This is a genomic window from Dyella sp. (genome assembly GCF_036568765.1).
GTDB lineage: Bacteria > Pseudomonadota > Gammaproteobacteria > Xanthomonadales > Rhodanobacteraceae > GSA-30.
In genome coordinates, this window is record NZ_DATCRY010000049.1 from 25043 (window position 1) to 42065 (window position 17023).

Genomic DNA, 17023 nt, shown 5'->3' on the forward strand with positions numbered 1-17023 from the left:
AGCTGCAGAGCTTCGATAGGCATTCAGCGTCACCTATGCCGGCTTTGACGGCTCGAATGGCGTTTCCGCTCAAATCAACCCCCCTTTTTTTGCCGGAGGGTCGGAGGGTCAGGGCAAGCGAGCAACCCAACACGCAACGTTAGCGCAGGTCTCTCGAAGTCAGGTGCTTCAGTGCTTCGTCGCCGCCCCCGGCCCATTGTGCAGCGCCAATCCCTTGAGCACGTTCAACGCCTGCGACAAGGCATAGTCCTCGGTCGCCAGCTTGGCATTCTCCGCGCTGCCATCGTTGTCGATGTCCTTGCTGGCGTCGCCGTTCTCGTTGGCAAGGTGGTTGTGCAGGTCGGCCTCCGAACCGATCAACGTCGCTGGCGTGTCGGCCTTGTTGACGGACAGATCGGCCAGCGCGATATCCGGTTTGATACCCTCGGCCTGGATCGATGTGCCGCTCGGCGTGTAGTAGCGCGCCGTGGTGATCTTCACCGCGTGCTCGGCATCCAGCGGCAATACCGTCTGCACCACGCCCTTGCCGAAGGTGCGCCGGCCGACGATCAGCGCACGATGGTTGTCCTTGAGCGCGCCGGAAACAATCTCGGCGGCCGAGGCCGTGCCGTTGTCGACCAATACCACCATCGGTGCGCCACCGATCAGGTCGCCCGGATGTGCGGTGAAGTTGAGATTGGAATCTTGCAGGCGGCCGCGCGTGGTCACGATGGTGCCGCTGTCGAGAAAGTCGTCGCTAACGCCGACCGCCGCGGTCAGCAGGCCGCCTGGGTTGGAACGCAGGTCGAGTACGGCACCTTTCTGCGCGCCGTTCTTCTTGATCAGTTCGCCGAGCTTCTTTTCAAGGTCTGGCGCGGTGTCTTCCTGGAACTGGCTGATGCGCACGTAGGCATATCCGGGCTCCAGCTCGCGCACTTTGACGCTCGCGACGGAGATCTTCTCGCGCACCAGCGGAACATCGATCGGCTTGTCCGTTTTCTCGTGCAGGACGGTCAACACGATCTTGCTGCCAGGTTCGCCGCGCAACCGCTTGAACATGTCGTCGATGTTCTCCGAATCGACCACCTTGCCGTCGATCTTGACGATGATGTCGCCGGGCTTGATACCGGCGCGCGCCGCGGGCGTATCGTCGATCGGCGCGATGATGCGCAGTGTGCCGTCGACTTGCAGTACCTCGATACCCAGGCCACTGTATTGGCCGGTGGTGTCTTCGCTCAGCTCGGCCAGACCATCCTTGTCCAGGTATTCGCTGTGCGGATCCAGGCCGGTCAGCATGCCGCTGATCGCGGTCTTCATCAGGGTCTTGTTGTCGACCTTTTCCACATAAGCCTGTCGCACGATCTCGTAGACGCGACTGAACATGCGCACATCGTCCACGTCGATACGGTCGGGTGCGCTCGCGGTGCTGGCTGCCTTGGCCGGGCCACTGCTATCGGCCGGAACGTTGTCGGCCGGGGCGGTCTGCGCCTGCAGCACGGGAGCCGCGAGGAGCAGGGCGAGCAGGCTATGGGAGGGGAACCGCATGGACAACTCCAGATACCTTTTAAGTGGGGTGCCGGACCTGAGCATACGCCCGACTGGGAGGAAAGACCGCGCCAGGGCGCCGAAATTCACTGCCCGATCGAGTGTATCAGCGCTGCCTGGCGAGCCAGTTGCGCGGATCGACCGGCTTGTTGTTCTGACGCAGTTCGAAGTACACGCCGGTATTGACCCCGGTCGGTGCCGCCGCGGTACCCACCGGCTGGCCGGCCTCGACCTGGTCGCCGACTCCGCGCAGCAGGGTTTCGTTGTTGCCGTACATGCTGAGCAAGCCGCCGCCATGGTTGAGGATCACCAGCATGCCGTATCCGCGCAGGAAGGCGGCGTAGACGACGCGCCCGCGCGCTACGGCGCGCACGTCGCTGCCCCCGGCAGCCTTGATCAGCACGCCATTGCCATAGGTATTGACCGTGCCGTTGGCCGGCCAGGGCAGGTTGCCGCGGATATTGGCCAGGCCCTTGCCGGGTGACGGGGTGGGGCCGGCCGGGTTGGCGCGCGCGGCCCGCTCGGCTTCGCGTTCGGCTTCCTCGATGGCCTTTTGCAGTTTGGCTACCAGGTCGTTGAGCGACTGTTCGTTTTGCTTGAGTGCCGCCAGCCGTTGCGCCTGATCCTTGTATTGCGCGTCGGTTTGCGCCACCAGCTTTTGCTGTTCGGCGCGTTGCCGCTGCAACTGCCTGGATTGTTCTTCGCGCTGGGCGCGGGTGTCCTTGAGCGCTTGCTGCTCGGTCTGGATCGATGCTTCCAGATCCTGTAGCCGCGCCAGGTCGCCCATCAGTTGCTCGACGCGGCGGACACGATCCTGCTGGAAATATTGCGAGTAAGTGAGTGCCTGGGCGATGCGCGCAATGTCCTCGTCGCCGAGCAGCAGGCGCAGATCCGAGCCACGGCCCAATGTGTAGGCGGCGCGAAGAAGGTCGGCGATCGCGGCCTTTTGTCCATCCAGGTTCTTTTTCAGCTCCGAGCGCTGTTGCTGAAGCGCATCGAGCTGCTTTTGTTTCTCGGCCAGAGCCTGATCGGCCTCGCGCAGGGATTTAGCCGCACTGGCTACTGCATTGGCGCGTTTGGCCAATTCGGCGTTGGCACTATCGCGCTTGGCTGCCGTATCGGCCTGGTCCTTGGCCAGCGCCTCCATCTTGGCGCGGATGTCCGCAAGTTTTTTCTGCGCGTCGGCCTGCTCGTTCTTGGCTTTCTCCTGCGCAGCGACGCCCACAGGTGCAAGGCAGGTCAGCCCCAGGGCAAGGCTGAGCAGAAGATGTCGAAGGTTCGTGCGGACAAGTGCGTGCATGTGGCGATTATCGCTAAAGCTGTGCGCTTGCGGGGAGACGCGGATGAGCGCGGAGCGTACCATCGCGTGATCCGATTGCTCTGGGGAAGTCGCCCGATGGACCGACGCTTCGGTTTGCGGATGTCACGGTGGGTCGCCGCCGGCATGGTTGCCCTGTGTGGCACTGTGCAGGCGGACGATCAGTCGCCGTCCACATCGACCACCTTGCCAGGGGTCCAGGTCAACGCGATTCGCCTGGGTGTCCCGCCGTTCGATGTACCGGCTTCGATCAGCGAGATCGATGTCGCCCCTGGCAGCGCGGGCAAACCGGGCGTTAATTTGTCCGAGACGCTGGTCGGCGTACCGGGCGTACTTGCTCGCGATCGTCAGAACTACGCGCAGGACGAACAGATTTCGATTCGCGGCTTCGGCGCGCGTTCGACTTTCGGAGTGCGCGGTGTCAGGGTCTATTCGGATGGTATTCCCGGCACCATGCCTGACGGTCAAGGCCAGGTTTCCCATTTCAGCCTGGACGCGGCCGATCGGGTCGAGGTACTGCGAGGGCCATTCTCCGCCTTATACGGCAATTCGTCCGGTGGCGTGATCCAGCTATGGAGCGCCGACGGCACCGAACCGGCGCAGACCCGGCTGGGACTGTTCGGCGGCAGCAATGCGACTTATCGCGCCGGTGCGTCCACCCGCGGTGTGGAAGGCGCGATGAACTACAACATTGCCGTGTCGCACTTCCAGACCAACGGCTACCGCGAGCACAGCAAAGCCGAGCGGGAATCGGGCAATGCCAAGCTCGGGTTCGACCTGGGCAACGGGCGCAAGCTCACGGCAGTGATCAATACGGTGTCGTTGCCGACCGCACAGGATCCCCTGGGCTTGACCAAGGCGCAATTCGAAACCGATCCGCGCCAGTCGATCCCTGCCGCCTACCAATTCGATACGCGCAAGAGCGTGCATCAGATGCAGGGCGGTCTGATTTACGAACAACCTTTGGGCGAGAACGATCAATTACGCCTGATGGGCTATTACGGCAGCCGCGACGTGCAGCAGGTGCTGTCGATTCCGGTGTCTGCCCAGATCAATCCGCTCAGCGCCGGCGGGGTGGTCGACCTTGCCGGGCATTACGGCGGTGTCGATGCGCGTTGGACGCATCGCGGCGAACTGGCCGGCCGACCTCTGGAGTTCGTCGTCGGTTTCAACTACGACGCGCAGGATCAGCATCGCCAGGGCTTCAACAATTACGTCGGCAATGCGCTTGGCGTCACCGGTGCCTTGCGCCGCGACGAGGACGACAAGGTCTGGAACCTCGATCAATACGCCCAGATCTATTGGCATGTCGCCGAGCAGTGGTCATTGCTGCTGGGGCTGCGTCACAGCGTGGTGCGTTTCACGTCCGCCGACAATTTCATCACTGCCAGCAATCCGGATGACAGCGGTAGTGCGCGCTATACCGCCACCACGCCCGTGGGCGGACTGGAGTACCGTCCTTCCGAGCAATGGCGCGTCTATGCCAGCTTCGGTCGGGGCTTCGAAACGCCGACATTCAATGAGCTGGGTTACCGCGCCGACGGCGGCGCGGGCCTGGCGTTCAATCTGCAGCCGTCGAAGAGCCGTAACAGCGAACTGGGGGTCAAGTGGCAGGCCGCGGAGCGCTTCGGTCTGGAGGCTGCGGTATTCCGCGCCGATTCGCGCAACGAGCTGGCTGTTGTACGTAATGTCGGAGGTCGCTCCAGTTACCAGAACATCGGTCGCAGCCGACGCCAGGGCGAAGAATTGTCGCTGCATGGCGATCTGGGCGCGGGGTGGCGGATGATGCTGGGGGTCACGCATGTGCAGGCGACGTTCCGCACGCCATTCCTTACCTGTGTGACGAGCGGTTGCACCATACCCAATACACCAGTGCGTGCCGGTGCGCGCATTCCTGGCGTACCCGCGAACTACGGCTCGTTGCGCATCGAGCGCGGTGGCGAACTGGGCTGGCGCTACGGCGCTGAGGTAACCGGCGTAGGTACGGTGACGGTCGATGACATCAACAGCGGCCGGGCGCCGGGCTACATGCTGCTCGGCGCGGATGTCGGTTATGGATTGCCGGTGGGAACATCGAAGCTGCACTTGAGTGCGCGCATCGATAACCTGCTCGATCGCCGATATGCCGGCTCGGTAATCGTCAACGAGAGCAACGGGCGGTTCTATGAACCGGGCCCGAGTCGTGGGTTCATGTTGGGCGCGCAGCTTGAGCTTTGAGCGGCAAATGCCGACTAATTGTTAAGCGAAAGTGGCCTATCCGCGGGTCGCTCTGCAAAGTTCCGCTGCGCTCCTAACGAACTGTTCAGCATGTTGCAATGCAACATTCGAATGTTATTCGTAATTATTTTCGAACTGTTGGGAGCGATGATCGTGTCGCTTGTCACATAACGATGTATTTGTTGAACCGATCCAGTGGATTGTTGCCACGTGATTATTTCTACAATCCGCCGCCGGAAAGCCACGGGATGGCGCAAGGTTGCACGAGTCGATGCAGAAAATATTACGTCAAGCCCGCCGCAATTCGAATGCAATTACGACAATTCGCCGTTTGTGCTGGAAGTAATGGACTTGTGAGCTGAGCATTAAAGTGAAAGACTCAGGCTGCACTTGTCCGGCGTTTAGCTGTTCTTAATCCCCATTAAGAGCCGGGCAAGCCCCCAGGGGCGAGCAACATCGCTCTACAAATAAGAGAGAGGAAACTTCCATGAAGCGCAACAAGCTTGCCTTGGCGCTGGCCGGCCTGTTACTGGCCCCGGTGGCCAGCACGGCATTTGCACAGTCCGCCCAGAGCTCCAACGACGCTGACCAGCAGAGTGCCAAACAGCTGCAGACCATCACCGTGACCGGCTCTGCCGTTCCGCGCATCGACGTGGAAACGCCCTCGCCGGTGACCGTGCTGACTGCCCAGCAGATCGAACGTAGCGGCCTGACCACGCTGGCCGATGTCGTCCGCTCGATCTCCGCCGATAACAGCGGCTCGATCCCGAACGCGTTCGGCGCCGGCTTTGCCGCCGGTTCGTCGGGCGTCGCACTGCGCGGCCTGACCGTGAACTCGACCCTGGTGCTAATCGATGGTCACCGTAACGCCAGCTATGCGGCGTCGGACGATGGCCAGCGCAGCTTCGTCGACCTGAACACCATTCCGCTCGCCGCTGTCGAGCGCATCGAAGTGCTGAAGGACGGCGCCTCGTCGCTGTACGGTGCCGATGCGATCGCCGGTGTGGTGAACGTCATCCTCAAGCCCAGCTACAAGGGCGCTGAAGGCACCTTCGACGTCGGTACGTCGCAGCACGGTGGCGGTCTGACCCGCAAGGCCACGCTGCTGTTCGGTGGCGGCGACCTGGAGAAGGACGGCCACAATGCTTACGTGTCCATCCAGTACCAGAAGGACAACCCGATCTATCTGCGCGATCGCGGTTTTCCGTACAACACCTCGGATCTGAGCCGCATTGGCGGTGCGGATTCGCGCAACGGCAATCCGGCCAACTTCTCCGGTTCGACCGTCGGCTCGGTGACGCCGGGCACGCTCGGGACACCGGGCGATCTGACCTCGGGCGTGGCCAATCCGGGTGCGTTGGCGCAACCGCTGGGCGCTTGCGTTGGCGGTACCACGCCGGTAAGCGATCCGACGATCGGCGCATGGTGCGCGCAGGACCAGGCCAACCAGTTCGGCCAGGCCACGTTCGCGATGGAACAAGGCGGCATTTACAGCCGCTTTACCGTCAAGCTCAACGACACCACTCGTGCCTACCTCTCGGCCAGTTACTTCGAGACCAAGACCAACACGTTCGGTCAGCCGTCGCAGATCAACAACAGCACGCCGAACAACACCAACAATATTGCATTGCCGCCGACGATCACCAACAACGGCGTGACCACCCTCAACCCGAACAACCCGTTCGCGGCCGCTGGTCAGTACGCGCTGATCAACTATGCGTTCGGCGATATTCCGGCCGGTAACAGCTACGACAACCACAACGCCCGCCTCGTCGGCAACGTCAATGGTTCGCTGGGCGATTGGGGTTACGACGTCACCACGGTGATCAACCATACGTGGTTGGATACCGACCAGTTCGGCCTGATCAACTACCAGGGCCTGCTGAACGCGATCAACACGGGCAGCTACAACTTCATCAACCCGTCGTCCAATTCGGCAGCGGTACGTCAATCGATCGCTCCGGGCTACCAGAAGACTTCGACGTCCGACCTCGACTCGTTGGATATCTCGGCCAACCGTACCTTCGGTCAGCTCGACGGCGGTCCGATCGGTTTCGCCGCAGGTCTGCAGGCTCGCCACGAAGCGCAGAACGACCCGACGCTGAACCCGAACTTCGAGTTCCTGGGTCTGGGCAATGCGCGTACGCAGGGTAGCCGTAATGTCACTGGCGCCTATGTCGAGTTCGATGCTCCGCTGTTCCAGTCGCTGGAAGTGGACGTCTCGGGTCGCTACGACCACTACACCGATATCGGCAACGGTTTCACGCCGAAGGTCGGCCTGAAGTGGAAGCCCGTGGATTGGTTCGCACTGCGCGGCACCTACTCGAAGGGCTTGCGTGCACCGTCGTTCGCTGAGAACGGCTCGAGCTCCAGCCAGGGCTTCACTACTTACGGTGACTCGGCTCTGCCGGATTCGTTCAGGAATGCGCATAACGGCAGCGCTTACGTCACCACGCCTTACGCGCTGGCGCTGCAGACCAATGCCAACCCGAACATCAAGCCGGAGAAGGCAACCAACTTCACGCTCGGTATCGTGCTGCAGCCGACCAGCTGGCTGAATGCCTCGGTCGACTACTACAACATCGAGAAGAAGAATGTCATCACCTCGCCTGACGTGGGCGCGGCGTTGGCAGCCTACTACGAAGGCCTGACCGTTCCGGGCGTCACGGTGATCGCCGATCGTCCGGATCCGACGAACCCGACGGCGCTGGCCCGCCCGGTGGAAGTGATCGGCGAGTACATCAACGCCAACTCGCTGAAGACCACCGGTATCGACGTCGATATCCAGGCGCATTTCGACTTCAACAACAACTGGCATTACGTGAGTGAGTTGAGCGGCACCCAGATCTTCAACTGGGCGTTGACCTTGCCGGATGGTACCCGCCAGCAGTTCGTCGGCACCCACGGCCCTTATGCTCTGTCGTCGGGCGCCGGCACGCCGCGTACCCGCCTGTCCTTCGCCAATACGGTGGTCTGGGACAAGCTGACCATGACTGCGACCATGTACTACACCAGCGGCCTGGCCAACTACGCGCAGGACCAGAGCGGTTTCGAGTGCCTGAGCGATGTCCCGACCAGCTGCCATATCGGTTCGTTCACCTATTGGGATCTGACCGGCAGCTACGACATCAACGACCACATCTCGATCACCGGTTCGGTGCAGAACCTGTTCGATCGCAAGGCCCCGATCGATCCGGCCAACTACGCGGCGAACAACTACAACCCGACCTACGATCTGGCTGGCGTCATCGGCCGTTTCTACAACGTCGGTGTGAAGGTCAAGCTGTAAGCGTTACCCAATGTCGGGTTCGCCCGGCAATGGTCTCAAGTGAAACTAAAGGCGCGTCGGGTAACCGGCGCGCTTTTTTTTGTGCCGCATACGGTTGCCTAGTGGCACGGTTAGCTGTGCCAAGCTGCTCTTTTTCTTGGGTCTTACGTACGAATGAGCCGATGCCTTCTGCAGGCTTACGTGCGAAGGCATTCTTTTTCCGTTTAGACGTCCAGAGACCTAGACGCCCAGCCTTTGACGCGACGCAGCAAGTGTGGTGTAGTCGGACCATATCGCATGGGATCTCGGGGCTTCGCGCACCGGGCTCTTTTGCGCCCAGCAGACACACCGGCCGGGAGGCTGTAGATGGCAAAGCCAGGCAACACGTTGTACGACGCAGCTTTCGAACACGATAGCTGCGGTTTTGGTTTGGTCGCTCAGATCGACGGGCGTGCCAGCAAAAACCTCGTCGATACAGCGTTTGTCGCACTTGCCAAACTTTCGCACCGCGGCGGTGTGAATGCCGATGGCGTCAGCGGCGACGGTTGCGGCGTGCTGATTCATCGTCCGCAAGGCTGGCTGAGCGCGCTGGCCCACGATGCGGGCATCGTGCTGGAAGACGTGTTTGCAGCGGGATTGGTATTCCTCGACCCGGCCAGTGGCGATGCGGCCGCGCAAACGCTCGAAGCGCGTATACGCGAAGAAGGTCTGCGCGTCGCTGGCTGGCGCGATGTTGCGGTCGACCCATCGGCATGCGGCCCCCTGGCCGCATCGGCTCGCCCACGTGTACGCCAGATCTTCGTGCATGCAGCGCCAGGTAGCGACGATGCCGCTTTCGAACGCGCCCTGTTTCGCGCGCGTCGCAGGGCCGAGACTGCACTACACGACGATCCGCACTTTTATGTCGTCACGCTATCGGCGCAAGTGATCGGCTACAAAGCCATGGCGGCACCGGGGCGTTTGCGCGACGTATTCGCCGATCTTTCGCATCCGGCGCTGGAAGCCGATGCGGTCGTGTTTCATCAGCGTTTCTCCACCAACACCATGCCGCAGTGGCGTCTGGCACAGCCGTTCCGCATGCTGGCGCACAACGGTGAAATCAATACGATTCGCGCGAATCGACGCTGGATGCAGGCGCGTGAGACGGTGCTGCGCTCGCCGCTGGTCGATCTGAGCGATCTGGGGCCCCTTGTGCGCCAGGCCGGATCCGATTCGGAAAGCCTGGACAATGCGCTTGAGGTGCTGCTGGCCGGCGGCATGGACATGTTGAGCGCCATGCGCATGCTGGTGCCTCCGGCATTTGCCGCGCGCGAAGGCATCGACGAGGATCTGGCCGGCTTCTACGAGTATTACGCACTGCATAGCGAGCCGTGGGACGGCCCGGCCGGGCTGGTGATGTGCGATGGCCGCTACGCAGCCTGCACCCTCGATCGCAACGGTCTGCGTCCGGCGCGCTGGGCTTTATCCGACGATAACCATTTGATCGTCGCTTCCGAGGCGGGCCTGTGGGATGTGCCTTCTTCGCGCATTGTCGCCAAGGGCCGTCTCGCCCCGGGCGAAATGATCGCCGTGGACTTCGCCAACAAGCGCCTGCTGCGCGATGCCGATATCGACGCGATCAATCGTTCGCGTGCACCTTTCCGCGACTGGCTGCGGGCAGGCGTCAGCTACCTCGAGTCGGACCTGATCGATCCTTCGCTGGCGGCCGAGCCGCTGCCGGCCGATCAATTGCGCTGCTACCAGAAGCTTTACGGTCTATCGCGCGAAGAGCGCGAGACGGTCCTGAAGGCCATGGTGGAACTGGAAATGGAGGCGACCGGCTCGATGGGCGATGACACGCCGGTCGCGGCGATGTCGCGCCAGGTTCGCCCGCTGTTCGATCGCTTCCGTCAGGCGTTCGCCCAAGTCACCAATCCGCCGATCGACCCCCTGCGCGAAAAGCTGGTGATGTCGCTGGTGACGCAGATCGGCGCGGAAGGCAATGTTTTCGAGCTTCGCGCGGAGAACGCACGGCAGATCCTGATCAACTCTCCGATCCTCTCGCAGCGCAAGCTGCGTCAGCTCCTGGCACTGCCGCAGTTCGAAGGCACGCCACGCTTCGATTTGATGTATGCGCCCGAACTCGGTCTGGAAGCGGCCTTGCGCAAGTTGTGCGATGACGTTGCCGAGGCCGTCCGTAGCGGTTGCGCCCTGGTCTTCCTGAGCGATCGCTATCCCGAGCGCGGATTGCTGCCGATTCATTCCCTGCTGGCGGTCGGCGCGGTGCATGCGCATCTGATCGACCAGGGATTGCGCTGCCAGTGCAACCTGATCGTGGAAACGGCGACGCCGCGCGATCCGCACCAGTTCGCCTGCCTGATCGGTTTCGGCGCCACGGCGATCTATCCCTGGCTGGCCTACCAGAGCTTGTTCGAACTGGGCCGCGAAGGCCATCTGGCCGACGATCGCATGGAGATTGGCCGCAGCTATCGCCGCGGAGTGCGCAAGGGCCTGTTGAAGATCCTGTCGAAGATGGGCATCTCTACGGTCGCCGGTTATCGCGGTGCACAGCTGTTTGAAATCGTCGGCCTGAGCCGCGAGGTGGTCGATCTGTGTTTTCCCGGTACACCCTCGCGCATCGGCGGTGCCGGCTTTGCCGAACTGGAGCACGACCAACGCCTGCTCGCAGCCGAAGCCTGGAACGAAGCCCTGCAGCTGCGTGCCGGCGGCTTGTACAAATACGTGCACGGCGGCGAGTACCACATGTACAACCCGGACGTGATCGCCAGCCTGCAAAAGGCCGTGCGTACGGGGCTCGCTGCCGATTATCGCGTCTATGCCGATGTCGTCGATCGTCGGCCGCCATCGGCGCTGCGCGACTTGTTGCATCCGCGAGCCGCGTCCGCCGCGTTGCCGCTGGATGATGTCGAGCCGGCTTCAGCCATTCTGCGGCGCTTCGACTCGGCGGGCATGTCGCTGGGCGCGCTATCGCCGGAGGCGCACGAAGCGCTGGCGATTGCGATGAATCGACTCGGCGCGCGCAGCAACTCCGGCGAGGGCGGCGAAGACCCGGTGCGCTACGGCACCGAGAAAATGTCCAAGATCAAACAGGTCGCCTCCGGTCGCTTCGGTGTGACGCCGGCATATCTGGTCAATGCCGAAGTACTGCAAATCAAGATCGCGCAGGGTGCCAAGCCTGGCGAGGGCGGGCAACTGCCAGGCCACAAGGTGGACGCGACTATTGCGCGGCTGCGTTATGCCAAGCCGGGCATCGGCCTGATCTCGCCGCCGCCGCATCACGATATTTATTCCATCGAAGACCTCGCCCAGTTGATCCACGATCTCAAGGAGGTCAATCCGCAGGCGCTAGTCTCGGTCAAGCTCGTCAGTCACGCCGGCGTCGGTACCGTTGCGGCAGGCGTGGTCAAGGCGGGTGCCGATCTGATTACCGTGAGCGGTCACGATGGCGGCACCGGCGCCAGTCCGCTGACCTCGATCAAGTACGCCGGCACGCCATGGGAGCTGGGCCTGGCCGAAACCCAGCAGACCCTGCGCCGTAACGACCTGCGCGGCCGCGTGCGGCTGCAGACCGACGGCGGCCTCAAGACCGGTTTGGACGTGATCAAGGCGGCCATGCTCGGTGCGGAAAGCTTCGGTTTCGGCACCGGGCCTATGGTGGCGCTAGGTTGCAAATACCTGCGCATCTGCCATCTGAATAACTGCGCCACCGGCGTGGCGACCCAGCATGCGGTGCTGCGCAAGGAGCATTTCATTGGCCTGCCGGAAATGGTGATGAACTATTTCCGCTTCATCGCCGAGGATGTGCGCGCACATCTGGCGCGGCTGGGTGTGCGCAGCCTGGATGAGATCATCGGTCGCGCCGATCTGCTCGAACAGGTCGAGGGCGCTACGCCCGTGCAGCATCGATTGGACCTGAGCCCCTTGATCGACGGCGCTACGCTTGGCAACAGCGTCGATTTCGCCTGCACGCTGGCACGCAATCCGATGCGCGACGAAGCGGCGCTGGCCACGCGGATCGAGCGCGACGCGCAGGCTGCGGTAGCCGCCGGTACGGGCGGCGAGTTCGCGTACGAGATCGCCAATACCGACCGCGCTATCGGTGCACGCCTGTCCGGAGCGATCGCCCGCGCACATGGCGACCACGGTATGGATGCATCGCCCATCCTGCTCAGGCTCAACGGTGCCGCAGGCCAGAGCCTGGGCGCTTGGAACGCCGGTGGCTTGCATATCGATCTGACCGGCGAGGCCAACGATGGCGTCGGCAAGGGCATGGCTGGCGGCCGTATCGTGGTACGCCCGCCGCTCGATTCGCCCTTCGCCAGCCAGGATGCCAGCATCATCGGCAACACTTGCCTCTACGGCGCGACGGACGGCGAGCTATTCGCAGCCGGCCGCGCAGGCGAACGCTTCGCCGTGCGCAACTCGGGCGCGCTCGCGGTCGTCGAAGGCGCGGGCGATCATTGCTGCGAGTACATGACCGGCGGCGTCGTTGCGGTGCTGGGCAAGGTCGGTCTCAACTTCGGTGCGGGCATGACCGGCGGTTTCGCCTATGTGCTCGACCTGGAGCGCGATTTTGTCGATTGCTACAACCATGAGCTGGTCGACATCCTGCGCATTTCGCCGGAGGGCATGGAGCACTACATGCAGCACCTGCGGCGCCTGGTTGCGCGTCATGTCGAACTGACTGGCAGCCAATGGGGCGAGCAGATCCTGCGTGACTTCCGTGGTTTGCAATACAAATTCTGGCTGGTCAAGCCGAAGGCGGCCAGTTTGGCGGCGCTCGCGGAAGAATTGAGGAGCGCAGCATGACGCATGCATGCCTGGGGACGAGTGGAGAGGGACGAGTAGCGAGGGCGCGAAAACCGGGCTCTTCGTTGGTTTGCGGCAATTTCCGAGGTTACGCCCTCGCTACTCGTCCCTCGTCCCTGTGACATCCATGACCGATAAGACATTTCAATTTCTCGATCTCCCCCGGCAGACGCCACGCACGGTTCCCGTGCAGATCCGCGTGCTCGGTTATGGCGAGATCGCCGGCGACTTCGCCATGCCTCATGCATCGGGCCAGGCCGGGCGTTGCATCGATTGCGGCAATCCGTATTGCGAACACGCCTGCCCGGTACACAACTACATTCCGAACTGGCTGAAGCTGGTGCAGGACGGCCGCATCCTGGAAGCTGCCGCATTGATGCACGAGACCAACCCGTTGCCGGAAATCTGCGGTCGCGTCTGCCCGCAGGATCGTCTTTGCGAAGGCGCCTGCACTCTTGAGCAGACTGCGTTTGGCTCGGTCACCATCGGCAGCATCGAGCGTTGGGTGACCGACGAAGCCTTGCGTCAGGGCTGGCGGCCGGATCTATCGCGCGTGCACGAAACCGGCAAACGCGTAGCGATCGTCGGGGCAGGGCCGGCGGGATTGGCGTGCGCCGATCGGCTGCGTCGGGCCGGCATTGCCGCCGACGTCTACGATCGCCAGAGCGATATCGGCGGCCTGCTGACCTTCGGCATCCCGCCCTTCAAGCTGGACAAGGGCGTGGTGCGCATGCGCCGCGACGTACTCGAAGGGATGGGCGTACGCTTCCTGCTCGGCCATGAAGTCGGCCGCGATATCGAGTTCGGGCAGTTGCTCGACGACTACGACGCGGTCTTCGTCGGCACCGGCGCCTACACCTACGTCGATGCGCAATTGCCCGGCCGTGAACTGCACGGTGTGCACGATGCCTTGCCGTTCCTGATCGGCAACACCGAGCGCCTGCTGCGCAACGACCCGCCAGCCCATGCATTCGACTTCCACGGCAAGCGTGTAGTAGTGCTCGGCGGCGGCGATACCGGCATGGACTGCAATCGCACGGCGATTCGCCTCGGTGCGCGCTCGGTCACCTGCGTGTACCGTCGCGATGAGGCCAATATGCCCGGTTCGGCGCGCGAGGTGGGCTACAGCCGCGAAGAGGGTGTGGAATTCCTGTTCCAGCGCCAGCCGTTGGCGATTCTCGGCGACGCCGACGGCAGGGTGCGCGCGGTGCGCGTCGTGGAAACCGCGCTGGTCGATGCGGGCAACGGCCGCTTGCGGCCGCAGAACGTCGAGGGCAGCGAACACGAGATTGAAGCAGACGTGGTGATCCAGGCGTTCGGTTTTCTGCCGAGTCCGCCCGATTGGTTGCGCTCCCATGGTGTTGCGCTGGAAGCTTCGGGGCGCATCGCCACCGGCATCAACGGCGCGTTGCCGCACCAGACAAGTCACGAGCGCATCTTCGCCGGCGGCGACAATGTGCGTGGCGCCGACCTGGTAGTGCGTGCCGTATACGACGGACGCGAAGCGGCTGCTTCGATTGCGCGCATGGTTCTGGCGTAATCAGGCCTGATGTTTGAAGCGTAAGTGAGACCGAGGCGTTGCCTCCTCCTGCCTTCTCTCCCCTGGCTTGGCCGGGAGAGAGGGAAAGGGAATCCCTCGAAGCGAAAACCGCACCCGATACCCCGAGCTGCACATACATCGTCATGACAACACCGGCCTCGCGTTAAACTCGACCCTTCCAATGACTCAGGGGTCGTCATGCGCATCGGTCTAGCCGCCAACCAGTTGCATCATAGCCACGCCGATGCAGCGCTGTTCCGTTGGTTGCAGGCCAGCGAGCGCGGCGTCCGCGAACTGGGCATCGTATTGTGCGCGGTCGGCCGTACGCACGCCGCCATCGCCGCGCACCATGCGCTGGATGGCTATGACAAGCTGATCCGCTATCCCTACGGACGCCAGGGCGGCCTGATGAAACTGGTCGCCGAAATCGTCGGCTTGCCGGACGAGGGACGTTTGCTCGACGGCGCGATCTATCTGATCGATCCAGTCGATCCGTCGTCGATTTTCCCCGAAGCCGTAGCCCTGAAACGGCAGTGCGTGATCAACCACAAGCCGTTCATCTCCACGGTGGCCTCCGCACGCGACTGGGTCGAGGTCGAGCGCATCCATGCGAGCCTTCCGCCCGACCCGGGTGCCGACGACCTGCATGGCCTGGAACGGCACACGCTGGCATTGATCGCGCACGATGCGATGAAAGAGCAAATGCTGGCTTATGCCGCGGCTCACTTCGATGTGCTGTCGCGCTTTGCACAAAGGGTCGCGACCGGAACCACCGGCCATCGCCTCAACGAGATGGCGTGGAGTCTGGGGTGGCCGCGCGACACACCTTGGGTGCGGCGCTACCAGAGCGGGCCGTTGGGCGGCGATGCACAGATCGCCGATCTGGTGCTGGAGCGTCGTTGCCAGCGGGCGATCTTCTTCGAAGATCCGCACGTAGCGCGTCAGCACGAAGCGGATATCCAATTGCTCGAGCGCGCGGTCACCACGCTGACCGACGATGCCGTTTGCATGACTTCGCCGCGCGTGGCCGTGCGCTGGGCCGAAGCGGTGCGCAAGCGCGCCGCCAGGGGCTGAATCCATGTGCCTGATCGCCTTCGCCTGGCAAGCCCATCCGCGCTGGCGTTTGCTGCTCGCCGGCAACCGCGACGAATTCCATGTCCGTCCGAGCGCAGCATTGGCGCGCTGGGACGATCCGGCCATCGTCGGCGGTCGTGACCTGGAAGCCGGCGGAACATGGCTCGGCGTTACGGACGCGGGACGGTGCAGTGTCGTTACGAATGTACGCGACTCGCGCGATCCGCAGCTCGGCCGGTCGCGCGGCTTTCTCGCGCTGGATTATCTGGCCGGTACAGCGGATGCCACCGAGCATGCGCGGCAACTGCTCGACACCGCCGCCGGCTATCGTCCGTTCAATCTGCTTACGTTCGATCGGCAGCATGCTTTCTATCTGGGCAATCGCCCATCGCCGCGCATGCAGTCGGTCGATCCCGGTATTCATGGCTTATCCAATGCGGATTTCAACACGCCATGGCCTAAAACGCGCGCCCTCATGGATCGCCTGACGCACTGGCTGCAAGCGGACCACGGGGAGAACTTCGCCGCATTGTTCGATGCATTGGCCGATGAGCGGGTTGCGCCGGATGGCGCTCTGCCCGATACAGGCATCGGTCTGGAGCGAGAGCGTTTGCTTTCTTCGGCCTTTATCCGTGGCGAGCGCTATGGCACACGCGCCAGCACGATTGTGGCCGTCGCGCACGATGGGGCCGGCATCGTCGTCGAGCGTCGCTTCGGTCCGAACGGGCGTCTTGATGGCGAGACTTCTTTGCGCTTCGGTGCCTGACGACATCCCGTCGAGATTTTTGCCGCTTTCCCCCCGAGCGTCGCCTGCACATGCTCTACGAAGCATGATGGAGGGAGCGGGGATGCGCAGCATAGGGATGGCGATGACGTTCGGCCTTGCGGCGAGCATGACGCATGCGGCCTGTCCGGATTGGACCTCGGCACAGGCTCGCGCGCAACTGGACGGGTGGCGCAAACAACTCGACGCCTGGAACGAAGCCTATCGCGAGCGCGGCGTATCCCCAGTGGACGATGGCATCTACGATGCCGCGCTGCAGCGCTACGCGTCCTGGCGTGACTGCTTCCCCGGCAACGGTACAACCACCGAATCGGGACGCGCCGGCCCGGTGCGTTCTCCCGCTGTGCAAACGGGCTTGGGCAAATTACCCCATGGCGATGCGGTGGCGACCTGGATAGCCGCGCGCGACGCCGACGATCTCTGGGTTCAGCCCAAGGCCGATGGTGTGGCGGTGACCTTGCTTTATCGCGATGGCGTACTGCATTCGGC

The 17023-nt window shown here is 63.0% G+C and carries 8 protein-coding genes and 1 pseudogene; 7 read left to right on the forward strand and 2 right to left on the reverse strand.

All coding sequences use genetic code 11. From position 1 onward, the window contains the following. Window positions 1-168: 168 nt before the first annotated feature. Window positions 169-1524, reverse strand: coding sequence for a S41 family peptidase (locus VIM98_RS04055; RefSeq protein ID WP_331991814.1), 1356 nt, complete (start codon window positions 1522-1524; stop codon window positions 169-171). Between the two features lie 106 nt (window positions 1525-1630). Further along, the gene (locus VIM98_RS04060) at window positions 1631-2824 is read right to left on the reverse strand and encodes a murein hydrolase activator EnvC family protein (RefSeq protein WP_331991815.1); all 1194 of its coding nucleotides are present in this window, start codon (window positions 2822-2824) and stop codon (window positions 1631-1633) included. Window positions 2825-2920: 96 nt separating this feature from the next. Between VIM98_RS04060 and VIM98_RS04065 the strand changes: the two genes are divergently transcribed. From VIM98_RS04065 to VIM98_RS04095, 7 genes and pseudogenes are all read left to right on the forward strand, one after another. Further along, on the forward strand, window positions 2921-5059 hold the full coding sequence (locus tag VIM98_RS04065; RefSeq protein ID WP_331991816.1) for a TonB-dependent receptor: 2139 nt from the start codon (window positions 2921-2923) through the stop codon (window positions 5057-5059). Between the two features lie 487 nt (window positions 5060-5546). Beyond that, window positions 5547-8348, forward strand: coding sequence for a TonB-dependent receptor (locus tag VIM98_RS04070; protein ID WP_331991817.1), 2802 nt, complete (start codon window positions 5547-5549; stop codon window positions 8346-8348). Between the two features lie 345 nt (window positions 8349-8693). Next, the gene (gene gltB / locus VIM98_RS04075; RefSeq protein ID WP_331991818.1) at window positions 8694-13136 is read left to right on the forward strand and encodes a glutamate synthase large subunit; all 4443 of its coding nucleotides are present in this window, start codon (window positions 8694-8696) and stop codon (window positions 13134-13136) included. A 127-nt stretch (window positions 13137-13263) separates the two neighbouring features. Beyond that, window positions 13264-14676 (forward strand): FAD-dependent oxidoreductase, encoded by a 1413-nt coding sequence (locus VIM98_RS04080; protein WP_331991819.1) that lies wholly within the window; start codon window positions 13264-13266, stop codon window positions 14674-14676. A gap of 198 nt (window positions 14677-14874) precedes the next feature. Beyond that, window positions 14875-15750 (forward strand): methylglyoxal synthase, encoded by an 876-nt coding sequence (locus VIM98_RS04085; protein WP_331991820.1) that lies wholly within the window; start codon window positions 14875-14877, stop codon window positions 15748-15750. A gap of 4 nt (window positions 15751-15754) precedes the next feature. Further along, a complete protein-coding gene (locus tag VIM98_RS04090) occupies window positions 15755-16516 on the forward strand; it encodes an NRDE family protein (protein WP_331991821.1) in 762 nt (253 codons plus the stop codon). 82 nt (window positions 16517-16598) lie between these two features. Then, window positions 16599-17023, forward strand: a pseudogene (locus tag VIM98_RS04095) (DNA ligase B); the annotation flags it as partial.

What these genes read in the sequence shown, in the direction of transcription:
- gltB (WP_331991818.1), top strand. Translation starts at nt 8,694, where the DNA reads ATGGCAAAGCCAGGCAACACGTTGTACGACGCAGCTTTCGAACACGAT.
- VIM98_RS04060 (WP_331991815.1), bottom strand. Translation starts at nt 2,824, where the DNA reads ATGCACGCACTTGTCCGCACGAACCTTCGACATCTTCTGCTCAGCCTT.
- VIM98_RS04090 (WP_331991821.1), top strand. Translation starts at nt 15,755, where the DNA reads ATGTGCCTGATCGCCTTCGCCTGGCAAGCCCATCCGCGCTGGCGTTTG.
- VIM98_RS04085 (WP_331991820.1), top strand. Translation starts at nt 14,875, where the DNA reads ATGCGCATCGGTCTAGCCGCCAACCAGTTGCATCATAGCCACGCCGAT.
- VIM98_RS04055 (WP_331991814.1), bottom strand. Translation starts at nt 1,524, where the DNA reads ATGCGGTTCCCCTCCCATAGCCTGCTCGCCCTGCTCCTCGCGGCTCCC.
- VIM98_RS04070 (WP_331991817.1), top strand. Translation starts at nt 5,547, where the DNA reads ATGAAGCGCAACAAGCTTGCCTTGGCGCTGGCCGGCCTGTTACTGGCC.
- VIM98_RS04080 (WP_331991819.1), top strand. Translation starts at nt 13,264, where the DNA reads ATGACCGATAAGACATTTCAATTTCTCGATCTCCCCCGGCAGACGCCA.
- VIM98_RS04065 (WP_331991816.1), top strand. Translation starts at nt 2,921, where the DNA reads ATGGACCGACGCTTCGGTTTGCGGATGTCACGGTGGGTCGCCGCCGGC.